Genomic DNA, 24221 nt, shown 5'->3' on the forward strand with positions numbered 1-24221 from the left:
CGGACCGAAGATGCGGCGCATCCAGCGTCGCGCGCGGGCCGGGTTGGGAGGACCGTCATGACCGTTGCCACCGCGCGCGCCCGCCGCGCTTTCGTACTGCTCAATTCGGCTGCTACGGCGCTCGCCACCGCGCTGATCGCGACACCGGCGCAGGCCGCGCTGGTCGGCGCGTGCACGGGGGTCAGCCTGCCGCGCTCGGTGGTCACCGACATCGTCGCCGGGCCGCTCAACGGCATCGTCAACCCTCTCCAGGGGCGGGTCAACGACATCCTGGGGGTCGTCGGGATCATCCCTATCGTCGGCGAGGTCTTCCCGCAGCTCTCGATCGACGTCGCCGGCCTGCTCAACAACGCCGCAAGCGGCGCACCGATCACGCTGCAGGCGCTCGACGTCAACGGCGTCATCGTCGGCCCGGCCGACAACTGCCAGTCGACCGCGGACTCGTTCCAGCTCGACACGCCCGCCGGCATCTCGATCGGCGGTAACCGCATCCTCGGCCTGGGGTCGGAGGGGCTGGTGGCGAACGCCGGCGAGATCGGGTCGATCGCGCTGGGCAACACCGCGAGCACGACCGCCGCTGCGACCAACGCCGTTGCGATCGGTACCGGCGCATCGGTGACCGCGGCGAACAGCGTCGCCGTCGGCGCCGGATCGACCGCGACCCGCGGTGCGGTGGCGGGCTATACCGCACCCGGCCTTGCGGCACCGCAGACCTCGGCGGGCGAATTCTCGGTCGGCGCGGCGGGTGCGACGCGGCAGATCACCAACGTCGCCGCGGGCTCGGCCCCGACCGATGCGGTCAACGTCGCGCAGGTCAGCGCGGCGATCGGTGCGACGGCGGCGGCGCAGCCCATCCAGTACTCGACCCCCGGCGCGCCGACGACGCCCAACCCCGGCGTGACCTCGAACGACGTGACCCTGGTCGGCACCGCGCCCGGCACCGCTGTCGCGCTGCACAATGTCGCCCCCGGCGTCGTCGCTTCGGGCTCGACCGACGCGGTCAACGGCGGGCAGCTGTTCACCACCAACACCAATGTGACGAACAACACTACGAACATCACCAACCTCAACAACGGCCTCGCGGGGCTGGTGCAGCAGGCGGGCGGCAGCCCGGGCGCGGGCGCGATCAGTGTCGGCGCGGCGACGGCGGGGACGGTGGTGAACTTCACCGGCACCGGCGGCACGCGGACGCTGACCGGCGTCACCGCAGGCGCCCTCGCGCCGGGGTCGACCGACGCGGTCAACGGCAGCCAGTTGTCGGCGACCAACACGCAGGTGACCAACACCACCAACGCGCTGGCGGTCACCAACAACAACGTCACCAACCTGACGACGGGGATCAACACCGGCACGATCGGCCTGGTGCGGCAGGTCGGTGGCAGCCCGGGTGCGGGCCTGATCACCGTCGGTGCAGAGACCGGCGGCACCAACGTCAGCGTCGCGGGGACCGACGGCAACCGCATCGTCTCGGGCGTTGCAGCGGGCGTCGCACCGACCGACGCGGTCAACGTCTCGCAGCTCACCGCCATGGGCGGCGGGGTCGCGAACGCGGTGCAGTACGACGTCATCGGCGGCCTGCGGACCAACACGGTGACGCTGACGGGCGGTGCGGCGGGGCCGGTAACGATCACCAACCTCGCACCCGGTGCGCTGACCGCGACATCGACCGACGCGGTCAACGGCAGCCAGCTGTCGGCGACCAACACGCAGGTAACGGCGATCAACACCCAGGTGACGACCAACACCGCGGCGATCGCGGTGACCAACACCAACGTCACCAACCTGACCACCGGCATCAACAACGGCACGATCGGCCTGGTGCAGCAGACCGGCGGCGCGCCCGGCGCGGGTCAGATCACCGTCGGTCAAGCGACGGGCGGAACGAGCGTCAGCGTCGCGGGCACCGACGGCAACCGCGTCGTCTCGGGCGTCGCGGCGGGTGTCGCGGCGACCGACGCGGTCAACGTCTCGCAGCTCAACGCCGTCGGCAACGGCGTCGCCAATGCGGTGCAGTACGACGTCGTCGGCGGCGTGCGGACCAACACCGTGACGCTCGCGGGCGGTGCGGCCGGGCCGGTGACGGTGACCAATGTCGCGGCGGGTGCGCTGAACGATACGTCGACCGACGCGGTCAACGGCGCGCAGCTGTTCGCGACCAACAGCCAGGTAACGACCAACACGACCAACATCGCCAACCTGACGACGACGGTGGCGGGCAACACCACCGCGATCACCGCCAATACGACGGCGATCACCAACCTGACCAACGGCACGGCGGGTCTGGTGCAGCAGGACGGCGGTGCGCCGGGGGCGGGGACGATCCGCGTCGGGGCGTCGACTGCGGGTACGACCGTGGACGTCACCGGCACCGGCGGCACGCGGACCGTCACCGGGGTCACCGCGGGCGCGCTGAACGACACGTCGACCGACGCGGTCAACGGCGCGCAGCTGTTCGCGACCAACAGCCAGACGACGATCAACACCACGAACATTGCGGGCAACACCACCGCGATCACCAACCTGACGACCAACATCAACAACGGCACGGTCGGGCTGGTGCAGCAGACCGGCGGCTCGCCCGGCAACGGGCCGATCACCGTCGGCGCGACGACGGGCGGCACGACGATCAACGTCGCGGGCACGGGGGGCGACCGCATCATCACCGGGGTCGCGCCGGGCCTCGCGGCGAACGACGCGGCGACGGTCGGTCAGCTGGCGCAGGTCACCGGCGGCGCGTTCAACGCCGTGCAGTACGACACCGACGCCAACGGCGGCCGGCTCAACTCGGTGACGCTGATCGGCGGATCTGCGGGGCCGGTGACGATCAGCAACGTCGCGGCGGGCGCACTGACCGCCGGGTCGACCGATGCGGTCAACGGCAGCCAGCTGGCGGCGGCGAACGCCCAGATCGTCACCAACTCGACGACGATCAACAACATCATCGCGGGCAACGCGGGTGCCTTCCGGTCGAACAATGCGGCCGGTGCTCCGGCGGCATCGGCGACCGGAGCGAACGCCAGCGCGGGCGGCTTCGGGGCGACCGCCAGCGGCGTCCAGTCGGTGGCACTGGGCAACGGCGCGGTGTCGACGGGCAGCCGCTCGGTGGCACTCGGTGCCCAGTCGACCGACGGCGGCGTCGCCAACGTCGTCTCGGTGGGCAGCGTCGGGGCGGAGCGGAGGATCGTCAATGTCGGACCCGCGATCAACGGCACCGACGCGGTGAACCTCAGCCAGCTGCAGGCGGCGACGGGCACGATCAACTCCAGCATCAACAACCTGCAGGGTCAGATCGACGGCCTCGGCTTCGACCTGCGCAATGCCCGCCGCCGCGCCAACGCGGGTACGGCGGGCGCGATGGCGGTCGCGGCACTGCCGCAGCCGTTCACCGAAGGCGCCGGCATGGTCGCGGGCGCGGTCGGCTTCTGGCAGGACCAGGTGGCGTTCGCGATCGGCGTGTCGAAGATCGTCAGCGACAGCGCCATCGTGAAGGCGGGCGCCTCGGTCAGCGGCCGCGGCAGCGGCGGCTTCAACGCGGGCGTCGGCTTCCAGTTCTAAAGGCTGGGTAAAGGGACGGGCCGGGGCAGCGATGCCCCGGCCCGTTTCTTGTGCGTGTCACAGAAGCGGGGCAGGATGTGCCGATGATCGATCTGCTCGAGGCGCCGACCCGCCGCATGGTGCTGACTGCCGGTGCTGCGCTGGGCGGCGGGCTGATGTTCGGCTGGGCCCCTGCAGGCGCGCAGGCGACGCCGGCGAAGCTCGGCACCTACGTCCGCATCGCGCCCGACGGCATCGTCACCCTCGTCGCGCATAATCCGGAGTGCGGGCAGGGCACCAAGACCTCGATCCCGATGCTGGTGGCGGAGGAGCTCGACGTCGACTGGGCGCAAGTCCGCATCGAGCAGGCGATCGCCGACACCGCGGTCTATGGCCGCCAGGTCGCGGGCGGCAGCCAGGCGACGACGCTGCAGTACGACGCCTTCCGCCGCATCGGCGCGGGCGCGCGGGCGATGCTGGTGGCTGCCGCGGCGCAGGGCTGGGGGGTCGATCCCGCCAGCTGCACCACCGCGCCGGGCGTCGTGCGCCATCCCGCGAGCGGGCGCTCCCAGCCCTACGGCGCGCTCGCGGCGCAGGCGGCGACGATGCCCGCGCCCGATGCGGCGACGCTGACGCTCAAGGACCCGAAGGCCTTTGCGATCATCGGCAAGCCGCACCCCGGCGTCGACAACCGCGCCATCGTCGAGGGGCGGCAGGCGTTCGGCATCGACACGGTCGTGCCGGGCATGAAGTACGCGACCTACAGCAAATGCCCGGTCCCCGGCGGCAAGCCGACCGGCGGCGATTTCGCGAAAGCGAAGACGGTCAGGGGTGTCCGCGACGTCTTCATTCTGGAGGGCGACGGCGACATCGGCGCCGGCCTGATCCCCGGCGTCGCGGTCGTCGCCGACAGCTGGTGGGCGGCCGAGAAGGCGCGGCGGCTGATCGACATCAGCTGGGACGAGGGTGCCGCCGCCGGCATCGACAGCGCCGGCCTCGCGGCGCGCGCCGCCGAGCTGCTCAAGGCGCCGCCGCAGCGGACCATCCACGCCACGGGCGACGTCGACGCCGCGCTGAAGGCGGCGAAGAAAACGGTGACCGCCGAGTACGACTACCCCTTCATCGCGCACGCGCCGATGGAGCCGATGAACTGCACCGCGCACGTCGTCGGCGGCAAGGTCGAGATCTGGGCGCCGACGCAGAACCCGGAGCCGGGTCGCGCGCAGGTCGCCAAGGTACTCGGCGTCGCCCCCGCCGATGTGACGATCCGCATGACGCGCTGCGGCGGCGGCTTCGGGCGGCGGCTGGTCAACGATTTCATGGCCGAGGCCGCGGCGATCTCGAAGCGCGCCGGGGTGCCGGTCAAGCTGATCTGGAGCCGCGAGGACGACCTGCGCCAGTCCTTCTACCGCGCCGCCGGGTGGCACCGCTTCACCGCCGGACTCGACGCCAAGGGGCGGGTCAGCGGCTGGCGCGACCAGTTCGTGTCGTTCGGCGAGGGCGAAACCTTCAAGCGGTCGGCGGCGATCACCCCGCAGCAGTTCCCGGCAGGCTTCGTCGACGACTTCGCGCGGGTGTCGTCGGTGATGCCGCTGCGCCTCGACACGGGTCCGCTGCGCGCCCCGTCGAACAACGCCTTCGGGTTTGCCTTCCAGTCGTTCATCGACGAGCTGGCGCACGCCGCGGGCGCCGATCCGGTGGCGTTCCGCGTGGCGCTGCTCGGCCCCGACCGGCTGGTCGGCGACCCCAAGGCGCGCGACGTCTGGAACTCGGGCCGGATGCGCGGCGTGGTCGAGGCGGTCGCCAAGGATGCCGGCTGGGGCCGCAAGCTGCCTCCGCGCTCGGGGCTCGGCATCGGCTTTCACTTCAGCCACCTCGGCTATGTCGCGCATGTCGTCGAGGCGAAGGTCGCCAACGACGGCGCGGTGTCGGTCGTCAAGGTGTGGAGCGTCGCCGACGTCGGCCGCCAGATCGTCAACCCGAGCGGCGCGATCAACCAGATGCAGGGGTCGGTGATCGACGCCATCGGCTCGACGCTGGGCCAGGCGATCACGCTCGAGCGCGGACGTGTCGTGCAGGGCAATTTCGATTCCTACCCGCTGCCGCGCATCGACCAGGCACCGCCGGTCGCGGTGCGCTTCCTGCTGAGCGACAACAACCCGACAGGTCTGGGCGAGCCTGCCTACCCGCCGCTGCCGCCGGCGCTGTGCAACGCGATCTTCGCCGCGACGGGTGTGCGGGTGCGGTCGTTGCCGGTGGACACGGCGTTGCTGCGCAAGGTTTGAGCGCGGAAGTTCGCGAGTGTCGTGCTAGCGCGGCACGGGCGGCGAAGCCGGGAAACACGAGCGCGCCAAGTCGTTAAACAGTCCTGCGGCGATCTTGGCGGACCACGGGTGTCGATAACCCATCGTCAGTCGCCGCTCGACCCCCTCATCATGCACAGCGACTGATATGATTCCCTTGCCGCGCCGGCCCATACTCATGTCCAGCGCCACACCATCGGGCAAGGGCACAGGCGTAACCTGCCCCCCTCGCCCCATCTGCCGCGTGATGCACGCCTGCAGACTGACCAGTGTCTCAGGCGACCTCGCTTCCACCCCGGCGTCCCGAAACCCGTCGGCATCGGCGGCAAGCAACAGCAGGGCGATCAGGATCATGCTCAGCTCCATAGGAAGGGCAGGCGTGTCCCTAGCGCCGTGTCCCAAAATCTGCGCTCACGCCCGGTGCGCGGTAACCTCGATCTCAATCCGCATCGCGGGGTCGACGAGGCCCGCCTCGATCATCGTCGCGGCGGGTGGTGCAGCGCCGAAGGCAGCGCGCAGGTGGGGCCAGCACACTTCGAACTCGCGCCGGTCGGGTAGATAATAGGTCACGCGCACCACGTCGGCGAAGCTCGCCCCGGCCTCGCTTAGCGCCGTGCCGATGATCGCCAGCGCGTTGATGCACTGCGCCTCGGCACCCTCAGGCAAAATGCCGGAGACGGGGTCGCGACCCGTGGTGCCCGCGACGAAGATGAAATCGCCGCTGACGACGGCGCGGGCATAGGCGACCAGTGGTTCGTGCGGCGCCCCTGAGAAGATGCGTCGCTTGTCGGTCAACGCGGGCGCGTCACCGCGAGCACCTCGTCGTCACCCGACCCCTGCTCGGCGAGGTGTTCGAGAGTCTGGTCGTTGAGATCGTCGATCTCCGACAGGTTGGCGCTGACCGTCGTCATCTGCCCGCGCGACCGCTTGGTCAGCACGTCGAAGCCGGTGTCGAGCAGGCTGGTGACATTGCCGTCGCGCGCCAGCCGGTTGGGGCCGCCCAGCACCACCGCGATCAGCCGCACGCCGTCGTGCGCAGCCGATGCCGCCAGCGTGAAGCCGGCCGCGTTGGTGAAGCCCGTCTTGATGCCGTCGACGCCGGGCAGCGTCTTCAGCAGGTGGTTGTGGTTGCCGATCGACTGCCCCTCGAAGTCGTAGGCGACCTTCGAGAACACGTAGTAATATTGCGGGAAGTCGCGGATCAGCGCGCGGCTGAGCGTCGCGATGTCGCGCGCGGTGGTCAGCTGGCGCTTGTCGGGCAGGCCGGTGGCGTTGACGAAGGTCGACTTCGTCATGCCGAGCGACCGCGCCTTGGCGGTCATCATCGCGCAATAGGCCGCCTCGCTACCCGCGATATGCTCGGCGAGCGCGACGGCGATGTCGTTCGCCGACCGCGTCGCGATGACGCCGATCGCGTCGCGCACGCTGATCTGCTCGCCGACCCGCAGGCCCAGCTTCGAGGGCGGCTGCGCGGCGGCGCGCGCGGTCATGGTGATATAGTCGGTCTCGCGCAGCTGACCCTTGGTGATGGCGTCGAACGCCATGTAGAGCGTCAGCACCTTGGTGATCGACGCCGGCAGACGCGGCGCATCGGCCTGGCGCGCGTACATCACCTCGCCGCTGTCGGCATTGACGAGGATCGCCGCATATTTGGGCTCGGCATACAGGCTCTTCGCCGATGCCGCCGGGCCGAGCAGCATCGCGCCGCAGGCGACGCTTAAACAACCCGCTCTAAAACCCTGACTCCGCAAAGGAACTCCCCGCTCCCGCCGCACGCAGACTGTAACAGATGCCGAATCGCGCGCCAAGCGCGTTTGAACGCGGTGCGGCGTCGCTTCGGCTCAGTCGCAGTGCGCCGCCATGACGCGCGGCACCTCGTCGAGCAGTTCGCGCGCCAGGAAGCCGACGCGGCCGATGGTCCGGGTCAGGCGCGCGCCCGCCTCGCCGTGCAGGTACACGCCCCAGATCGCCGCCGTCAGCGGGGCGCAGCCGCGCGCCGCGAGGCCGGTGACGATGCCCGCCAGCGTATCCCCCGATCCGCTCGTCGCGAGGCCGACGCCGCCGCCGCCGTAGCGGTACAGCTCGCCGTCGAGCGTCGCGATAAGCGTCTGGCTGCTCTTCAGCACGACGATGCTGCCCGTCCGCTGCGCCGCGTCGCGGGCATGGCCCTCGGGATCGGCGAGCACCGCGTCGCGATCGGTATCGAGCAGCGACGCCATCTCGCCGGCGTGCGGCGTCAGCACCGCGCGGCCGGGGCGGGCGGCGAGCAGGGCATGCGGGCACTTCAGCGCGGCGGCGTCGAGCACCAGCACCGCGTCGCAGGCATGTTTCGCAAGCGCGGACGCGAGCGCCGCGGTCTCGTCGTCCCCCGTCATGCCGGGGCCGACCAGCACCGCGTCGCAGCGGTCGAGCCGCTTGCACAGATCGTCGCTTGCAGCCGGATCGATGCCGCCGTCGGGCGTCTCGTCATGCCCGCTGACCAGCGCCTCGGGCACCGCGAGGGCCAGTGCGACGGCGACGCTGCGCACCGTGGCAACTTGCAGCTTGCCCGCCCCGGCACGCAGCGCGGCGACGCTGGCGAGGAGGGCGGCACCCGGCACCTCGACGCTGCCCCCGATGACCAGCACCCGGCCGCGCGCGTCCTTGTCGACCTCGCCGTCGTGTGCGGGCAGCGGCAGGGTGCGCAGCAGCGCCTCGTCGATGGCGATCATCCCGCCGCCACCGCGGCGTCGGGGGCGCGCGTCACCGGCGCCTGTGCCGCGACCGGCGCGACGTGATTGTAGCGCACCAGCGCGGGGGCACCGCCGCCGAACTCGTACTCGGTGACCGAGCAGTTGGCGACGTCGCCAGCACGGTCGATATCGAGGATCGTCGCCTCGTCGAGCCCCTCGAGGATATAGCGCAGGCACAGCACGACGACCTGGTGCGCGACGATGACGACGCGCTCGCCTTCGTGGTGCAGGCTGATCGTATCGAGCACGCTGCGCAGGCGCAGGATGACGTCGGTCCAGCTCTCGCCGCCGGGCGGGCGGTGGTAGAACTTGCCGAGCATGGTCAGCGATGCCGCCTGCTCGGGATGGAATTCGGTGACCCCGGCGCGGGTGAGGCGGTCGAGGATGCCGAACTCGCGCTCGCGCAACCGCTCGTCGGCGGCGCGCATCTCGCACGGGCAGATCGCGTCGGCGACGTGCTGCGCGGTCTGGCGGGCGCGGAGGAAAGGCGAGTTGAGGATCACCGTCGGCGGCGCGGGCAGGGCGGCGAACCACGTGCCGAGCGCCTTTGCCTGGTCGTGCCCCAGATCGCTCAGCGGCACGTCGCAGTCGCGCATGTCGAGGACGATGCGGCTGTGCCCCGCGGCCTCGGCGGCGTCGGCGGCGACATTGCCGGCGCTCTGCCCGTGCCGCACGATCCACAGGCGTTCGGGCCAGCGCTGATGCAAGTTTGCTCTCCGGTTGAGGCACATCAAAGCGTCAGGGCCGTTAAAGTTCACGGACGCCAGCTATCGCCGCGAGGCGGTCTGGCCTAAAGGACGCCCATGACCGACACCCCAGACGAAGCCGACCTGACCGGCGTTCCCGGCCGCCGCCGCAAGGTCGCCCAGCAGGCGCGCAGCATCGGCAACCGCAAGCTGCACCCCTCCACCCTGATGATGGGCTACGGCTTCGACCCGACGCTCAGCGAGGGGTCGCTGAAGCCCCCGATCTTCCTCACCTCGACCTTCGTGTTCGAGAGCGCCGCCGACGGGAAGCGCTTCTTCGAAGGCGTGACCGGCGTCCGCCCAGGCGGGTCGGAGGGCCTCGTTTATGGCCGCTTCAACGGTCCCAACCAGGAAATCCTCGAGCAGCGGCTGGCGCTGTGGGAGGATGCGGAAGAAGCCCTCGCCTTCAGCAGCGGCATGTCGGCGATCGCGACGACCTTCCTCGCGCTCGTCAAGCCGGGTGACGTGATCGTCCATTCGGCGCCGCTGTACGCCGCGACCGAGACGCTGATCGGCCGCATCCTCGGCAAGCTCGGCGTCACCTGGCTCGATTTCCCGGCCGGCGCGACGCAGCCCGAGATCGAGGCGGTGATGCACGCGGCGAAGGCCAAGGGGCGGATCGCGGCGATCTACCTCGAAAGCCCGGCGAACCCGACCAACGCGCTTGTCGACGTCGAGGCGGTGCGCGACGCGCGCGCTGCGGTGCTGGGCGGCGGCGACGACCTGCCGCCGATCATCATCGACAACACCTTCCTGGGCCCGATCTGGGCGCAGCCGGGGCGGCAGGGCGCCGACCTCGTGATCTATTCGCTGACCAAGTACGTCGGCGGGCACAGCGACCTGGTTGCGGGCGGCTGCGTCGGGTCCAAGGCGGCGCTGCTGCCGGTCCGCATGATGCGCAACACGATCGGCACGATCACCGACCCGCACACCGCCTGGATGCTGCTGCGGTCACTCGAGACGCTCGAGCTGCGCATGTCGCGCGCCGGCGAGAATGCCGCGACGGTGTGCGCCTTCCTGCGCGATCATCCCAAGGTCGAGCGTGTCGGCTACCTCGGGTTTCTCGAGCCCGGCAGCCGCCAGCACGACATCTACACGCGCCACTGCCTCGGTGCGGGGTCGACCTTCTCGGTCATCGTCAAGGGCGGCGAAGCGGAGGCGTTCCGGCTCCTCGACAATCTGCGCCTCGTCAAGCTGGCGGTCAGCCTGGGCGGTACCGAAAGCCTCGCGTCGCACCCGGCAGCGATGACCCATCTGTCGGTGCCCCCGGCGCGCAAGGCCGAGCTCGGCATCACCGACAGCCTGGTGCGCGTGTCGATCGGCGTCGAGAACGCGCAGGACCTGGTGGCCGACTTCGAACGGGCGCTCGACGCGGTCTAATTGGTCTCGCGCAGCAGCTCGCGGGCGATGATGACGCGCATGATCTCGTTGGTGCCTTCGAGGATCTGGTGGACGCGCAGGTCGCGGAACAGCCGCTCGACCGGATAGTCCATCAGATAGCCGTAGCCGCCGTGCAGCTGCAGCGCATGGTTAGCCACCGCGCTTCCGGTGTCGGTAGCGAGGCGCTTGGCCATCGCGGCGAACTTTGTCTTGTCGGGCGCCCCGGCGCTGACCTTCGCGGCGGCGGCATAGAGCAGCGTGCGCGCCGCCTGCAGGTCGGTTTCCATGTCCGCCAGCTTGAACTGCGTCGCCTGGAAGTCGGCCACCGCCTTGCCGAACTGGCTGCGCTGGCGCGTGTAGGCGATCGCCTCGTCGAGCGCGCGCTGCCCGCCGCCGAGTGAGCACGCGCCGATGTTGAGGCGGCCGCCGTCGAGGCCGGACATGGCGATCTTGAAGCCTTCGCCCTCGGCCCCCAGCCGGTTCGCGACGGGCACGCGGACGCCGTCGAAATTGACCTGCGCGGTCGGCTGCGAATGCCAGCCCAGCTTGCGTTCGGGCGCGCCGAAGCTGACGCCGGGCATATCCTTGTCGATGACAAGGCACGAGATGCCGCGCGGGCCCGGCTCGCCGGTGCGTACCATCGTGACATAGACTTCGTTCGCGCCGGCGCCCGAGATGAACGCCTTGCTGCCGGTCACGACATAATCGTCGCCGTCGCGGATCGCCGTGGTGCGCAGCGCCGCGGCGTCGGAGCCCGAGCCCGGCTCGGTCAGGCAATAGCTCGCGATGCGGTCCATCGGCACGAGGCTGGGCAGGTAGCGCGCCTTGACGTCGGCGTCGCCGAAGCTGTCGATCATCCACGCCGCCATGTTGTGGATCGAGATGAACGCGGAGGTGCTGGGGCAGCCATAGGCCATCGCCTCCATGATCAGCGCCGCCTCCATGCGGCCGAGCCCGATGCCGCCGCTGGCCTCCGACACGTAGATCGACCCGAAGCCGAGTGCCGCCGCCTCGCGGATCGTGTCGCGGGGGAAGATGTGCTCCTCGTCCCATTTCGCCGCAAACGGCGTGATGCGGTCGGCGGTGAAGCGCCGCGCCACCTCCTGGATTTCGCGCTGGTCGTCGGTCAGGTCGAATTGCATGGCCGCTTCCTATCGCGTCGGCCGCGCGCCGTCACCCACCGGATGCCGCGTCCGAAAGTCGCCAGACGGCTCCGCGCCGCAAGCCTAGGCAGGCGGCGTCCAACCGGAGCCCCCTGCCATGACCTTCCGCATCCTCGCCCTCGACCCCGCGCCGTTCGTGCCGCTGTTCGCGCTGTCCGACGCCGAGCTGGCGGCGCGCGACATCGTGCGGGCGACCGCGACCAGCGACACCGGCTTCCCGTGCCGGGTCAGCCTGGCCGACGCCGCGACCGGCGAAGAGCTGTTGCTGCTCAACTACGAACACCTCCCCGTCGCGTCGCCGTACCGCAGCCGCCACGCAATCTATGTCGGCAGGCACGCGGTGCGCGCCGAGCCGGCCCCGGGCAGCGTGCCGCCGTACATCGAGCGCCGCCTGATCTCGGCGCGCGCCTTCGACGCCGCGGGGATGATGACCCGGGCCGATGTCGTCGAGGGCGCAGCGGTCGCGGAGACACTCGACGCCTGGCTGAACGATGCGAGCACCGCGCATGTCGACCTGCACAGTGCGCGCCCGGGCTGTTTCCTCGCGCGCGCCGTCGCCGCCTGACCGACTTTGCGCCGTCACGTGGGTGCGGCTATAGGCGGTCATGACCTCCGCACACATCGTCGACCGCCTGACCACCATCCACACCGCCGCGACGCAGGCGTTGCGCGCTGCGCTGCGCGACTATGTCGAGACCGGCACGCCGCCTGACCCGGCGGCGCGCGCGGCGGGGGATTTCGCCTATCCGGCGCTGACCCTCACCTATCGCGGCGGCGGCGCGCCGCGGATGATGCGGGCCTATGCACGGCTGACGCGGCCCGGCCGCTACAGCGCGACGATCACCCATCCCGAGCTGTTCCGCGACTATCTGATCGATCAGCTCGACCTGCTGACCGCCGATTACGACGTCGACATCGACGTCGAGCGGTCGAGCGTCGAGATCCCTTACCCCTACGTCCTCGACGGCGCCGACGACCTGCGCCTCGACGCGACCGCGGCGATCGAGCTGGCGCGGCATTTCCCGACCACCGACCTCAGCCATATCGGCGACGAGCTGCCCGACGGTCTGTGGGACGCGTCGCTCAACGTAGAGCGGCCGCTGGCGCTGTTCGACGCGGCGCGCACCGATTTCAGCCTGGCGCGCCTCAAGCACTACACCGGCACCCCGGCGGATGATTTCCAGCAGTACGTCCTGCTCACCAACTACCACCGCTACGTCGACGAATTCGTGCGCTGGGGCTGCGCGCAGCTCAAGGACGGGTCGTTCTACGAGACGCTGTCATGCAGCGGCGGCACGGTCATCGGCCAGGACGACCCCGACCCCGCGCGCGCCATCGCCGACGGGGCGTGGCGGCGGCACCAGATGCCCGCCTATCACCTGACCGCGCCGGGCCGCGCCGGGATCACGCTAGTCAACATCGGCGTCGGGCCGGCGAATGCGAAGACGATCTGCGACCATCTCGCGGTGCTGCGGCCCGAGGCGTGGCTGATGATCGGCCATTGCGGCGGGCTGCGGCCCAGCCAGGCGATCGGCGATTATGTGCTGGCGCACGCCTATCTGCGCGACGACCATGTCCTCGACGACGTGCTGCCGCCCGAGATCCCCGTGCCCGCAATCGCCGAGGTCCAGCAGGCGCTGCAGGAAGCCGCCGAGGCCGTCACCGGCGCACACGGCGAGACGCTGAAACCCCGGCTGCGTACCGGCACTGTGGTGACCACCGACGACCGCAACTGGGAACTGCGCTTCAGCCGCTCGGCGCTACGCTTCAACCAGAGCCGCGCCGTCGCGGTCGACATGGAGTCGGCGACCATCGCCGCGCAGGGCTACCGCTTCCGCGTTCCCTACGGCACCCTGCTGTGCGTGTCGGACAAGCCGCTGCACGGCGAGATCAAGCTGCCCGGCCAGGCCAACCGCTTCTACGAAGGCGCGATCAGCGAGCACCTGAACATCGGCATCGAAGCGGTCGACCGCCTGCGCGCGGCGGGTGCACGGCTGCACAGCCGCAAGCTCCGCGCCTTCGACGAGCCGCCGTTCCGCTGAACGGCGGCCCGCGTACGGTTCAGGCAGCGACCGCCGAGCGGCGGCGACGACGGGCGACGCCGACGAGGCCGAAGCCGGTGATCATCATCGCCCAGGTCGCAGGCTCGGGGATCGCGCCGATGGTGTGGTTGTCGCTCTCGAAGCCGGTGCCCGACGCAGCCGTGAAGACGATCGAATCGAAGTCGTCGGCGCCGCTGAAGGCGAAGTTGACGAAGCTCGAACCGCTGAAGTTGCTGCCGACCGTGTAGCTGTAGACCAGCGACGCACCGTCGTAGAACTGAATCGTGTTGCTGGGGTCCGACGAGGTGATCAGCAGGCCGAAATAGGTCGTCGGCGCAGCGAGGCTCAGCGTGTACGAGCCCGTCGAATCGATGCCGACGTTGCTGTAGGCGCCGGCGTAGATCGTGCCGTTGCCGAACCCGTAATCATTGACGTTGACGCCGGTGTAGGTGCCGACCGCGCTGGTGAAGCTCTGCACCGAGGTCGACGGCGCGGGCGGCGCGACATCGAAGGTCTCGACGACGGTGCCGGTGACATAGGCCGGGACTGCGCCATAGCTGACGGTGACGACCGCGGCCGCGGGAGCGGCCATGCCGAGCAGTGCGAACGCCGTGAGAAGCTGCTTCATCGAACGGGACTCCAGAAAACCAATACCCATGGCCTCATGCAGACTCCGTGCCAGATGCTTCACCGTGGAAGGCAGCGTCGCCACCTATCGAAAGTGTAAACCCTGGTTAACAGTTTGTGTCAGACCTTCGCCGCACGCCGCGCGCGCAGGAGCGAGCCCGCAAGCCCGAAGCCGAGGATCAGCTGCAGCCAGACGCCGGGCTCGGGTACCGCGGCCGCGGGGAAGCCGCTGACGACCAGCCCGCCCATGTAATCCGGGCCGAAGGGCTGGCTGCTGATGCCCACCCCGATCGCATCGTCGAAGCTGCGCAACGTGTCGCCACCACCGCGCCGCCCGCTGACGTTGTACTGGACCAGCGTGCCGCCCTGCGACGCCATTGCGGCGAACAGCGTGTCGCGGCCGTTGGCGCGGCCCGCGGCGACGTTGACGCCGCCCCGGAAGCTGGGGTCGAACGCGAGAAAGGCATCGAGGAGCGACAGGTCGGACAGGGCGAACACCCGGACCTGCGGGGCAACGTCGCTCCCGGCACCGAGGATGAGCGCCGCGACACCCTCGAAACGCCCGACCGCGAGCGACATGCCGTTCTGGGGGCCGTCGAACCCGCGGAACTGGGCGAGCAGGTCGTTGGTCACGCCGTCGAAGATCCTGACGAAGCCGTCGCCGGTTGCCGGGGCGACGATGATGTCGTCGCGTCCGTCGCCACCGAAATCGCCGACCGCGACGGAGACACCGCCCATGAAGCCGAATTCGTAGGCGAAGAAGTTCTGCTCGACACTGCCGGTGCTGCCGTCGAACACCTTGACGTTCGGGGCGCCGCCGGCACCGGCACCGGTCACCACGTCGGCGCGGCCGTCGCCGTCGAGATCGCCCGCCGCGACATAGACGCCGCCGGTGAACCCTTCATAGGCCTGGAATGCCAGCAGCGTGTCGCCGGTCGCGCCGTCGATCGCCTGGACGGTGGGTGCGCCGCCCGGGCCTGCACCGACGACCACATCGGCGGCCCCGTCGCCGTTGATGTCGCCGAGCGCGACGCGGACGCCGCCGGTGGCCTGGGCATCGCCCGCGCGGACGTCGCGCAACGGCGCACCGGTGCTGCCGTCGAAGGCCCGGACGCGGGCGTTGGGTCCCGATGCGGTACCGACCGCAAAGCCGACCGGCGACTCGCGCGGCGCTGCCACGACCGGCACAGCGCACAGTGCGGCGCCCAGAAGAAATACGGTCTTCATCAACGATTCCCCTGCCTTTGTTTCGGTGGCGCATAGCACGACAGGGCGGTGCAGTCAGCGACAAGATGCGCAGGTGTAACCGGCGCGCCCGCCGGCGCGAATGCCGTTTCGAGACTTCGACCGGAGATGACGCCCGTGATCCGCACCCTGCTTGCCGCTGCCCTGCTGAGCGCGCCCGCGACGGCGGCACCGCTGACGGTCGTCGAACTGTTCCAGAGCCAGGGCTGCTCGTCGTGCCCGCCCGCCAACGCCAACGTCAACGCGCTGATCGCCAGCCGCCCCGACGTGCTCGCGCTCAGCTATGCGGTGACCTATTGGGACCAGCTCGGCTGGAAGGACCGCTTTGCCAGCGCCGCGAATACGCAGCGCCAGTGGGACTATGCCAAGGGCCTGCGCCACACTCAGGTCTGGACGCCGCAGGTGGTGATCAACGGCCGCGCCGACATCACTGGGACCAAGGCCGCGCCACTCGCTTCGCTGATCGCCGCGACGCCGCGTGTCGCCGGCCCCGCGCTGACCGTCGCGGGCGGCACCGTCAGCATCGCGGCGGCGAAGACCGCGGTGCCCGCCGATGTCTGGCTGGTGCGCTACGACCCGCGCACGCAGGAGGTGGCGATCAAGGCCGGCGAGAACGGCGGCCGCACCTTGCCCCACCGCAACATCGTCCGCGACCTGACGCGTCTCGGCCGCTGGTCGGGCGCGGCGGCGTCGTTCAAGCTGCCGCCGGCGCCCGCAAGCCTGTCGACGGCGATCCTGGTGCAGGCACCGCAGGGCGGCCCGATCCTCGCGGCGGCGCGCGGCTGAGCCGCAAGATTTCGAAAGACGCCGGCTTGGGCGGTGCGATGGTCACGGTCATGCTAGGATCGGCGTCGGTCGCATCACGATGGACAGGGGACTACCGATGGCGACGATGGCAGCACCCGACATTCCCGCACCGCCGGCGGCGCCCTATCTGTTCAAGCGTCACGCGCTGGCGACGCGCATCACGCACTGGGTCAACGCGCTCGCCATCGCCTTTCTGATCGGCACCGGGCTCAACATCTTCAACGCGCACCCGGCGCTGTACTGGGGCGAGGCGGGCGCGACGACCGACACGCGCGGCCAGTGGCTCGCGATCGGCGCGGTGCAGGGTGCAGGGGGTGAACCGCGCGGCATGACGCGCGTCGGACCGGTGACGGTGGACACCACGGGCGTGCTCGGCGTCGCCGGCGGACCCGGCGGGCAGCCGCTGGCGCAGGGCTTCCCGTCCTGGTCGACCTTCCCCAGCGTCCGCGACCTGGCGACGGCGCGCAACTGGCACTTCTTCTTCGCCTGGATCTTCATCCTGAACGGGCTGCTCTACATCGGCTTCGGCCTCTGGTCGGGGCATCTGCGCCACGACCTGCTGCCGCGCCTGAGGGAGCTGCGCGTGTCGAACATCTGGCACGACATCGTCACCCACGCGAAGCTGAAGTTCCCCAAGGGCGAGGACGCCAAGCGCTATCACATCCTGCAAAAGCTCAGCTACGCGGGCACTGCGCTCGTCGTGCTGCCGCTGCTCGTGCTGACGGGGCTGGCGATGTCGCCGTCGATGGGGGCGACGACGGGCTGGCTGATCGAGCTGTTCGGCGGGCGGCAGAGCGCGCGGTCGATCCACTTCATCTGCATGGTGCTGACGGTCGGGTTCACCCTCGTCCACATCCTGATGGTCATGCTGGCGGGGCCGTACAACGAGATCCGCTCGATGATCACCGGCCGCTTCCGCATCGATCCGGAGAAGAGCGCATGAGCCGCATCCTGACCCGCCGCGGGCTGCTGACCACCGGTGCGCTGGGAGGCAGCGTACTGCTCAGCGGCTGCGACGCGCTGACCCGTTCGCCGGGCATCACCAATGTCGTGCGCAGCGCGGAAGAGGCGACCTATCGCTGGCAGCGGCTGATCGGCCGCGACGCGCTGGCGACCGAATATACGCGCGCCGACCTGTCGCCGGTGTTCAAAGCCAACGGCTCGGTCGATCCCGACGACGAGGCGTATCGTGCGCACGCCCGCGCCGGCTTCGCCAACTGGCGGCTGAAGATCGACGGCCTCGTCGAGCGGCCGGCGGACATCAGCCTGGCGGACCTGCGCCGCCTGCCGGCGCGCACCCAGATCACGCGGCACGACTGCGTCGAGGGGTGGAGCGCGATCGGCGAATGGGCGGGGCCGCAGCTGGGCACCTTGCTCAAGACGGTCGGGCTCAAGCCCAACGCGCGCTACGTCGTCTTCCACTGCGCCGACAAATATAGCGGCGAAATCTCGAAGGGCGGAATGCAGTCGAGCGGTATGTATTACGAGAGTATCGACCTGGTCGACGCCTTCCACCCTCAGTCCATCCTGGCGACGCGGATGAACGGCGCGCCGCTGCCGGTCGCCTATGGCGCGCCGATTCGCCTGCGCGTCGAACGCCAGCTCGGCTACAAGCACGCCAAATATGTGCAGCGGATCGAGGTGGTCGAGAGCTTTGCCAACATGGAGCTCGGCAAGGGCGGCTATTGGGAAGACCGCGGCTACGAATGGTATGCGGGCATCTGAGAAACAGGCACGGCCCGCGCCCCCGGCGCGGACCGTGCCTGCCGGATCAGGCCGTAACCGTGACGGGGCGACGACGGCGCATGGCGTTGCCGACCAGACCGAAGCCGCCGATCATCAGCGCCCAGGCCGCAGGCTCGGGCACGGCACCGCCGACGCTGATCGTGCCGGGACCGGCAATGGTCAGCACATAGCTGCCGAAATCGAGATTATCGAAGCCCGTCTGGACCGCGAAATAGGACGTGCCCGCGAGCAGGTTGGCGGTGAAGCCCGACGTGTTGAAATTCCCGCCGTTGATGTCGTCGTTGGCGACGATTGCATTGGCGAGGGCGTTGCCGGGATCGAAGCTGCCCGAATAGAGCGTCAGGAAGCCGTCATAGCTACCCGGCGTCACCGCGGTGAAGGTGTAGCTGCCCGCCGACGAGACGCTGAACGCCGTCGTATCGTAACGCACGGCGGTGCCGACGCCCGACAGCGAACTCGGCGGCGTACCGGCCAACGGACGATTATAGGTCGAGCCGCCGGTGGTATCGCCGTTGATGACGACGGTATCGGCGAGCGACGGCGTAGCGATGATCAGAGCCAGCGCGGCAAGTGCGATCTTCATGTTCATATCCCTCTGTTAAGCAACGTTGTTACCCCGCTATTGGAGGCTGACCCGGAACGACCGGCCGGTCAATCGGGAATCTTCAGACTCATTAACCTAGATCAATGGAGGCGTGATTGAACGCGCCTGCCGAGGTCTGGGCGCGGCTGATGATCGCCGCGCAGGGCGGCGACCGGCACGCCTATCGCCTGCTGCTCGACGAGGTGCAGGTCTGGCTGGCGCGCTACTATCGCCGCCGCCTGCCGCCCGACATGGTCGACGACGCGGTGCAGGAGGCGCTGGTCGCGGTCCATAGCAAGCGCGCCAGCTGGGATCCGTCACGGCCGTTCGGACCGTGGCTGGCGGGGATCGCCCGCTACAAATGGATCGACCGGCTGCGTAACCTGAAGTCGACTCGCACCGAAGAACTGCCCGAAGGACTGAGCGTCGGCGATCACGGCGACGGGATCGTCTCGGCGCGCGTGCTGGGCGACCTGCTGGCGACGCTCAAGCCGGCGCAGGCGACGGCGATCAGGCTGGTCAAGCTCGACGGCCTGTCGATCGAGGAGGCGGCAGCGGCGACGGGTCAGTCGCCGTCGCTGGTCAAGGTCAACATCCATCGCGGCATGGCGAAGCTGATGGCACGGGTCGAAGGATATCGGGACGACGACGATGGCGACTGAGCACCCTTCACTGATCGTCGATCGGCTGGTTGGCGATCTGGAGCCCGTGCGTCCGCACCGCGCGTGGCACGGCGTGGCGCTGCTCGCCGCGGTGATGCTCGCCGAACTCGCGCTGATCCTCGCGATGATGCCGGCGCGGCCCGACCTCTCGAGCGCGATGACGGGGCCGATGTTCTGGTGGAAGCTGGTCGGCTGCGCGGGCGTCGCGGTCGCGGCGGCAGGAGCACTGCTGGTGCTGGTGTCGCCTGCCGCGCGGCCCGGTGCCGGGCGGCGCTGGCTGTGGCTGAGCCTCGGCGGTGCGGTGATCGCGGGCGCGGCGCTCTGGGCGGCGGGCGCGATGCCGGCGCGGCTGGCGGAGACGCTCGACTGGCGCGCGGGGCTGCACTGCGTCGCGATCGTCGAGGCCTATGCGCTGCCCGTCTGGCTCGCAGCCTTCGTCGTGGCGCGGCGTGGTGCCCCGGCCCGCCCGCGCGCCGCAGCGGTGGCGGCGGGCCTGTGCGGCGCGGCCTGGGGTGCGGCGGGCTTCGTGTGGAGTTGCCCGCACGACGACCCGCTGTACGTCGTCACATGGTACGGCCTCGCGCTGCTGATCGGCGCGGGCGCGGGCGCACTGGTCCTGACGCGCTGGTTGCGCTGGTAATCAGATATCTGCCGCCGCGGTGATCGTCAGGCGGCGGGGCAGGTTGTAGACGATCAGGCCGCCGCCACCGACGCCAAAGCCGTAATTGTCGAAGACGTTGCCGACCTGCGCGCGCACCGTGACCGGCGTGTCGCCCGCCTTGAAGCGGTAGCGGCCGCCCAGCGACAGCACGGCCCGCGGCGCGACGAAGAAGCTGTTCTCGCTGTTGGCGACGCGCTTGCCGGTCGATTCAGCGACCGCGTCGAGCGAGAAACCGCTGTCCGGGAACCGATAGTCGAGCGAGGCGAAGCTGTTGCGCAGGATCGCCGCGACCGGCCGCCTGCCGAGCTCGCCGCGGTCGCGTGCCGCGCCGGTGACGACGGGATCGAGAAACACCGTGCCCGCGACGAGGTTGAGGCCCTTCGCCAGCGTGCCCGCCAGCGACAGCTCGATACCGCGATTGCGCACCGTGCCCACCTCCTCGAACACGTCGGCGGGGTTGAGGTCGTAGAAGGGCTTGGTCACCTCGAACACGCCCGCGACCAGCTTCAGGTCGGGGCGAATCGCCCAGCGTATGCCGGCGTCGTACTGGCGCGTGCGGATCGCGGGCGGCGCGTCGTTGCGGTTGACCGCATTGTCGGGGGCGCCGGGGCTTTCCTCGAGCCCGCGCGTGAAGCCGGCATAAACGACGATGGAGCGCGACAGGTTCGCCGCAGCGGTGGCGTTGATCAGCCACGGACTGTCGGTCGAGGCGGGCAGCGTGCGCCCCGGCTCGGCGCTGGTCTTGCGGTAATCGGTCTTCTGGACGCCGACCGAGACCTCGCCGACGCGCGCCCAGTTGACGCCGTAGGCGAGGCCCACGGTGCCCTGGCGGATGGTATCTCGCGACTTGGCGCCGAAGCTGAGCACCGGCCTGGGAACCGGGTCGGCCTCGCCGATGACGATCGGGCCGAGGTCGAGGACCTGGTCGCCGCCATAGCTGCGCTGGCTGTCGCGACCGCGGAGCGAGGCGGTCAGCGTGTGGCGGCGGGGCCCCTCGTCGAAGGTGCGTGCCAGCCGGACCTCGCCCGAGGTCGAGGCCGAGCGGTTGCCTTCGCTGGCGATCAGGATCTCCTCGCCGCGCCCCGCCTGATCGACGCCGGTGAACAGCGCGGTGAAGCCCGAATCGAGATCGTAGGTCGAGCGGAACAGCCCGGCGCGCAGGCTCCACGGCCCGGTCGTCCAGCTGCCGGTCACGCCGTAGTTCTGCCCCGTCCCGGCATTCCTGGCCCAGCTCTGGCCGTAGTAATTTCGGCGCGCGATCTTGGGCGGCAGGAAGTCGCCGCTGGTGAAGACGAGCGGCTGGGGCTCCTCGGAGGTGTTGCGGATGCGCGAGTAGAAGGCGACCAGCTCGACGCCCGGCGCCGGCGTCCAGCGCGGCGCGACGGACAACGAGAAATACTTCGGCGTGGCGCCGAAATGCTCGTGGCTGCGGTACAGGCCGGCGCCGAACGCAACGCCCAGGCTGTCCTTGGCCAGCGGCACCTGCGCGTCGAACTCGGCCGACCAGCCGCCATAGGGGCCGACGACGACCACCGGGCTGACCAGCCTTTTGTCGCCGGGGCGGCGCAGCGCATAGTCGGCGATGCCGGTCGGCGCGGGGAAGGGATAGCTCTGCGCCGACAGGCCGACGCGTACCGTCGAACCGTCGACGAGCCGATCGGTCAGGTCGGTCTGCTGATCGAAATACAGGCCTTCAAGGCGGACATTGCCCGCGTCGACGGGCGAGAAACCGCGCACGTCGAAGGGGTTGTAGATGCCGACCCGCTCATTGCCGACCGACTTGCCGAAAGCATCGTCGGCCTCGCGCGCGGCGTTGTCGTCCGCCCGCTGCGCCCAGGCCGCTCCACTCGTCGACAACAGCGCCGCCGCAACCAAAACCCGCATGCCACCCTCCCCAACCGTGTTAGGCTGGTATGACACGCAAGGCTGTATGGCAAGTGAACGGCTACGTAACGGTCAGCGCGAGGCGAAGCGCAGGCCCAGCCACAGGGTGCGCGGCGTCGCGATGTCGCGCGTGCCGTCCGCCGCGATGCCGGCGACGACGCGCGTATCGAAGACATTCTCGGCGCGCGCCTCGACCTCGACGCCCTTTCCGACCTTCAGGCGGACGACGCCGTCGAGGGTGGTCGCGGGGGGCAGGCGGCGCGACTCGAGGTCGTCGTCGTACTGGCCCGCGACGTGGCGCAGCGTGAGGGACGCCCCGCCGAACGCCGGCTCCCAGCCCAGGGTCGCGCTCGCGCCGAAGGTCGGCGACTGCGCCGGGCGGCGGCCGTCGAGCTCGATCGCCGTCCCCGAGGCGCGGACGCGCGCGTCGGCGTAGCTCGCGGAGCCGCTGAGGCTCCAGTCGGCGAGCGTCAGTGCCGCGGTCGCCTCGACGCCGCGGACGCGCACCGCATCGACGTTGCGGCGGACGCGGTAGGCGCCGCCCGCGGCGACGAAGCCGACCTGATCGAAGGTGCCGGGCCCGCGCCCCTCGGTGACGTTGGCGATCGCGCCCTTCAGGCGGTTGGCATAGGCGGTCAGGCCGATCCGCGCGGTCGCCAGCGGACGCCAGTCGATGCCGGCCTCGACGCCCGTCAGCTTCTCGAGGCCGAGACCGGGGTTGGCGGCCGTCGCATCCGCCCCGACGCGGAACGGGCGGTACAGTTCGTTTGGGGTCGGTAGGCGGAAGCCGCGATACGCCGCCCCGCGCAGGTCGAGGCTGGTGACGGGCGTCCAGACGATGCCGCCGCGCGCGGTCGGCTCCCAGCCGCTGCGCTGCGCCGTACGGATCGACGTGACGCCCGCACCGGTGCCGAGTTCGGTCTCGATCAGGCGGCCCTCGGTGATCGTCCAGCGGTCGACGCGGACGCCGCCGGTCAGCACGACGCCCTCGCGGACGCGCCAGCTGTCCTCGGCGAACAGCCCCGCGACGCGCGTGCCGCCGCCGGCGTCGCGGGCGCGGGTGAAGGCGCCGTTCTGGAAACGGAAGCGCTCGCGCGTCGTGCCGCGCGCGTCGCGGACATCGGCACCGATCTGGACGTCGTGCGCGTCGCCGACGGGCGGACGCAGCTCGATCTTGCCGCCGAGGCCCGTGGCTGGCGTGTTGTACTGGTCGAGCGACGGCGTCGCACTGGCGCGGCCCGCCCCGACCGCGACGAAGCCCGAGGTGAAGCGCCGCGCCTGAATGTACGCCAGCGCCTCGAACCCCCAGGTGCCGCGTCCGACGACGCGTAGGGACGCGTCCGCGCCCTGGCTGCTCGACTCGGTGCCGACGATGCCGCGCAGCCGCGAATCGTCGAAGATCGCGCCGCTGGCCTGCAGTTCGGTCGTCTCGTCGAGCGGCGCGACGCCGCGCAACGCGACGCTCGTCGAGCGGTAGCGCGCGGGCACGTCGATGTTGCCGCGCTGGTCGCGGGGGATCAGGATATAGCCGTCGCCGCGGTCATGCCGCGCGCTGATCGTCACGAACCCCGCGCCGAGCGCCGCGGCGCCGGTGGCGGCAAGCTCCGCCGAGTCGCGCGACCCGTACGCCGCGCGCGCGGTCAGGCCGTCGATGTCGGCAAGGCCCGCGCTGAACAGCTCGACGGTGCCTGCCACCGCACCCGCGCCGAACGCGCCTGCGCCGCCGCCGCGCGTGATGCGGACCGCGCTCAGGCGCTCAGGGTCGAGCGCCGCGAAGGGCACGAAGCCCGCGAAGGGATCGGCCTGGGGCACGCCGTCGAGCAGCACCAGCGCACGGCTCGACGCGTTGCCGCCGAGTGCGCGCAGCGTCACGCCCTGGCTCGTCGGGTTGGCGGCGCGGCTGTCGGTGCGGCGGAACTGCTGCACGCCCGCGACGTCGCGCAGGACGTTCTCCAGCCGGCCCGACGCCTCACTGGTCAGGCGTTCGCGGTCGATGATCGTGCTGCCGTACGCCGCGGCCCCCGCGGGCGCGGGCAGCGCGGTTCCGGTGACGACGATCTCGGCAGGCAAAGCAACAGGCATCGGGCCCCCTAGCCGAGGCGGCGC

General features: G+C 70.5%; 20 protein-coding genes and 1 pseudogene. 10 read left to right on the top strand and 11 right to left on the bottom strand.

The annotated features are described in order from the left end of the window. Positions 1-57: 57 nt before the first annotated feature. Entirely contained in the window at positions 58-3555 is a 3498-nt protein-coding gene (locus FMM06_RS01305) for a YadA-like family protein (RefSeq protein ID WP_143554419.1), read from the top strand. Between the two features lie 83 nt (positions 3556-3638). Continuing rightward, on the top strand, positions 3639-5819 hold the full coding sequence (locus tag FMM06_RS01310; RefSeq protein WP_207790221.1) for a xanthine dehydrogenase family protein molybdopterin-binding subunit: 2181 nt from the start codon (positions 3639-3641) through the stop codon (positions 5817-5819). 24 nt (positions 5820-5843) lie between these two features. Here FMM06_RS01310 and FMM06_RS01315 read toward each other — a convergent pair whose 3' ends face one another. The 5 genes from FMM06_RS01315 to FMM06_RS01335 all read right to left on the bottom strand — a co-directional run bounded on the left by FMM06_RS01315 (position 5844) and on the right by FMM06_RS01335 (position 9276). Further along, positions 5844-6191, bottom strand: coding sequence for a hypothetical protein (locus FMM06_RS01315; protein ID WP_143554420.1), 348 nt, complete (start codon positions 6189-6191; stop codon positions 5844-5846). A 57-nt stretch (positions 6192-6248) separates the two neighbouring features. Continuing rightward, positions 6249-6632, bottom strand: a complete 384-nt coding sequence (locus FMM06_RS01320) for a RidA family protein (RefSeq protein WP_143554421.1) — start codon at positions 6630-6632, stop codon at positions 6249-6251. Then, positions 6629-7537 (bottom strand): D-alanyl-D-alanine carboxypeptidase family protein, encoded by a 909-nt coding sequence (locus FMM06_RS01325; protein ID WP_143554422.1) that lies wholly within the window; start codon positions 7535-7537, stop codon positions 6629-6631. Before FMM06_RS01325 ends, FMM06_RS01320 begins: the two co-directional genes overlap by 4 nt. A 141-nt stretch (positions 7538-7678) precedes the next feature. After that, a complete protein-coding gene (locus FMM06_RS01330; protein ID WP_143554423.1) occupies positions 7679-8548 on the bottom strand; it encodes an NAD(P)H-hydrate dehydratase in 870 nt (289 codons plus the stop codon). Continuing rightward, a complete protein-coding gene (locus FMM06_RS01335; protein ID WP_143554424.1) occupies positions 8545-9276 on the bottom strand; it encodes a histidine phosphatase family protein in 732 nt (243 codons plus the stop codon). Before FMM06_RS01335 ends, FMM06_RS01330 begins: the two co-directional genes overlap by 4 nt. Positions 9277-9372: 96 nt before the next feature. Here FMM06_RS01335 and FMM06_RS01340 point away from each other — a divergent pair, with 96 nt between their 5' ends. After that, positions 9373-10695: a cystathionine gamma-synthase family protein gene (locus tag FMM06_RS01340; RefSeq protein WP_143554425.1), complete on the top strand. Its 1323-nt coding sequence runs from the start codon at positions 9373-9375 to the stop codon at positions 10693-10695. Here FMM06_RS01340 and FMM06_RS01345 read toward each other — a convergent pair. After that, positions 10692-11837 (bottom strand): acyl-CoA dehydrogenase family protein, encoded by a 1146-nt coding sequence (locus FMM06_RS01345; protein ID WP_143554426.1) that lies wholly within the window; start codon positions 11835-11837, stop codon positions 10692-10694. The genes FMM06_RS01340 and FMM06_RS01345 overlap by 4 nt on opposite strands. A gap of 118 nt (positions 11838-11955) precedes the next feature. On the opposite strand from FMM06_RS01345, the gene FMM06_RS01350 reads away from it, so the two are divergent. Both FMM06_RS01350 and FMM06_RS01355 read left to right on the top strand, forming a co-directional pair. Beyond that, positions 11956-12423 (top strand): DUF1203 domain-containing protein, encoded by a 468-nt coding sequence (locus FMM06_RS01350; RefSeq protein WP_143554427.1) that lies wholly within the window; start codon positions 11956-11958, stop codon positions 12421-12423. A gap of 40 nt (positions 12424-12463) precedes the next feature. Continuing rightward, positions 12464-13900: an AMP nucleosidase gene (locus tag FMM06_RS01355; RefSeq protein ID WP_143554428.1), complete on the top strand. Its 1437-nt coding sequence runs from the start codon at positions 12464-12466 to the stop codon at positions 13898-13900. Positions 13901-13919: 19 nt separating this feature from the next. Here FMM06_RS01355 and FMM06_RS01360 read toward each other — a convergent pair whose 3' ends face one another. Together FMM06_RS01360 and FMM06_RS01365 are read right to left on the bottom strand one after the other, a co-directional pair. Further along, positions 13920-14528, bottom strand: a complete 609-nt coding sequence (locus FMM06_RS01360) for an Npun_F0296 family exosortase-dependent surface protein (protein WP_185964991.1) — start codon at positions 14526-14528, stop codon at positions 13920-13922. 119 nt (positions 14529-14647) lie between these two features. Continuing rightward, on the bottom strand, positions 14648-15754 hold the full coding sequence (locus FMM06_RS01365; protein ID WP_143554430.1) for an FG-GAP-like repeat-containing protein: 1107 nt from the start codon (positions 15752-15754) through the stop codon (positions 14648-14650). Between the two features lie 135 nt (positions 15755-15889). On the opposite strand from FMM06_RS01365, the gene FMM06_RS01370 reads away from it, so the two are divergent. The 3 genes from FMM06_RS01370 (at position 15890) to FMM06_RS01380 (ending at position 18304) form a co-directional block, all read left to right on the top strand. Further along, positions 15890-16558, top strand: coding sequence for a DUF1223 domain-containing protein (locus tag FMM06_RS01370; RefSeq protein ID WP_407925179.1), 669 nt, complete (start codon positions 15890-15892; stop codon positions 16556-16558). 97 nt (positions 16559-16655) lie between these two features. Next, positions 16656-17522, top strand: a complete 867-nt coding sequence (locus FMM06_RS01375) for a cytochrome b/b6 domain-containing protein (protein ID WP_143554432.1) — start codon at positions 16656-16658, stop codon at positions 17520-17522. Next, complete coding sequence (locus FMM06_RS01380) at positions 17519-18304, top strand: molybdopterin-dependent oxidoreductase (RefSeq protein WP_143554433.1); 786 nt, start codon at positions 17519-17521, stop codon at positions 18302-18304. Before FMM06_RS01375 ends, FMM06_RS01380 begins: the two co-directional genes overlap by 4 nt. Positions 18305-18350: 46 nt before the next feature. Here the strand turns inward: FMM06_RS01380 and FMM06_RS17385 are convergent. After that, positions 18351-18452 (bottom strand): annotated as a pseudogene (locus FMM06_RS17385) (PEPxxWA-CTERM sorting domain-containing protein); the annotation flags it as partial. 572 nt (positions 18453-19024) lie between these two features. On the opposite strand from FMM06_RS17385, the gene FMM06_RS01390 reads away from it, so the two are divergent. Both FMM06_RS01390 and FMM06_RS01395 read left to right on the top strand, forming a co-directional pair. After that, positions 19025-19570, top strand: a complete 546-nt coding sequence (locus FMM06_RS01390) for a sigma-70 family RNA polymerase sigma factor (RefSeq protein WP_143554435.1) — start codon at positions 19025-19027, stop codon at positions 19568-19570. Then, a complete protein-coding gene (locus tag FMM06_RS01395; RefSeq protein WP_143554436.1) occupies positions 19560-20210 on the top strand; it encodes an NrsF family protein in 651 nt (216 codons plus the stop codon). Before FMM06_RS01390 ends, FMM06_RS01395 begins: the two co-directional genes overlap by 11 nt. On the opposite strand, the gene FMM06_RS01400 is transcribed toward FMM06_RS01395, so the two are convergent. After that, positions 20211-22115, bottom strand: coding sequence for a porin family protein (locus FMM06_RS01400; protein ID WP_143554437.1), 1905 nt, complete (start codon positions 22113-22115; stop codon positions 20211-20213). Between the two features lie 72 nt (positions 22116-22187). Further along, a complete protein-coding gene (locus tag FMM06_RS01405) occupies positions 22188-24197 on the bottom strand; it encodes a TonB-dependent receptor (protein WP_143554438.1) in 2010 nt (669 codons plus the stop codon). Between the last annotated feature and the right edge of the window lie 24 nt (positions 24198-24221).

The organism is Glacieibacterium frigidum, from assembly GCF_007097155.1.
Classification (GTDB): domain Bacteria; phylum Pseudomonadota; class Alphaproteobacteria; order Sphingomonadales; family Sphingomonadaceae; genus Glacieibacterium; species Glacieibacterium frigidum.

What these genes read in the sequence shown, in the direction of transcription:
- FMM06_RS01305 (WP_143554419.1), top strand. Translation starts at nt 58, where the DNA reads ATGACCGTTGCCACCGCGCGCGCCCGCCGCGCTTTCGTACTGCTCAAT.
- FMM06_RS01310 (WP_207790221.1), top strand. Translation starts at nt 3,639, where the DNA reads ATGATCGATCTGCTCGAGGCGCCGACCCGCCGCATGGTGCTGACTGCC.
- FMM06_RS01315 (WP_143554420.1), bottom strand. Translation starts at nt 6,191, where the DNA reads ATGATCCTGATCGCCCTGCTGTTGCTTGCCGCCGATGCCGACGGGTTT.
- FMM06_RS01325 (WP_143554422.1), bottom strand. Translation starts at nt 7,537, where the DNA reads ATGCTGCTCGGCCCGGCGGCATCGGCGAAGAGCCTGTATGCCGAGCCC.
- FMM06_RS01330 (WP_143554423.1), bottom strand. Translation starts at nt 8,548, where the DNA reads ATGATCGCCATCGACGAGGCGCTGCTGCGCACCCTGCCGCTGCCCGCA.
- FMM06_RS01340 (WP_143554425.1), top strand. Translation starts at nt 9,373, where the DNA reads ATGACCGACACCCCAGACGAAGCCGACCTGACCGGCGTTCCCGGCCGC.
- FMM06_RS01345 (WP_143554426.1), bottom strand. Translation starts at nt 11,837, where the DNA reads ATGCAATTCGACCTGACCGACGACCAGCGCGAAATCCAGGAGGTGGCG.
- FMM06_RS01350 (WP_143554427.1), top strand. Translation starts at nt 11,956, where the DNA reads ATGACCTTCCGCATCCTCGCCCTCGACCCCGCGCCGTTCGTGCCGCTG.
- FMM06_RS01355 (WP_143554428.1), top strand. Translation starts at nt 12,464, where the DNA reads ATGACCTCCGCACACATCGTCGACCGCCTGACCACCATCCACACCGCC.
- FMM06_RS01360 (WP_185964991.1), bottom strand. Translation starts at nt 14,528, where the DNA reads ATGAAGCAGCTTCTCACGGCGTTCGCACTGCTCGGCATGGCCGCTCCC.
- FMM06_RS01365 (WP_143554430.1), bottom strand. Translation starts at nt 15,754, where the DNA reads ATGAAGACCGTATTTCTTCTGGGCGCCGCACTGTGCGCTGTGCCGGTC.
- FMM06_RS01375 (WP_143554432.1), top strand. Translation starts at nt 16,656, where the DNA reads ATGGCGACGATGGCAGCACCCGACATTCCCGCACCGCCGGCGGCGCCC.
- FMM06_RS01380 (WP_143554433.1), top strand. Translation starts at nt 17,519, where the DNA reads ATGAGCCGCATCCTGACCCGCCGCGGGCTGCTGACCACCGGTGCGCTG.
- FMM06_RS01395 (WP_143554436.1), top strand. Translation starts at nt 19,560, where the DNA reads ATGGCGACTGAGCACCCTTCACTGATCGTCGATCGGCTGGTTGGCGAT.
- FMM06_RS01400 (WP_143554437.1), bottom strand. Translation starts at nt 22,115, where the DNA reads ATGCGGGTTTTGGTTGCGGCGGCGCTGTTGTCGACGAGTGGAGCGGCC.
- FMM06_RS01405 (WP_143554438.1), bottom strand. Translation starts at nt 24,197, where the DNA reads ATGCCTGTTGCTTTGCCTGCCGAGATCGTCGTCACCGGAACCGCGCTG.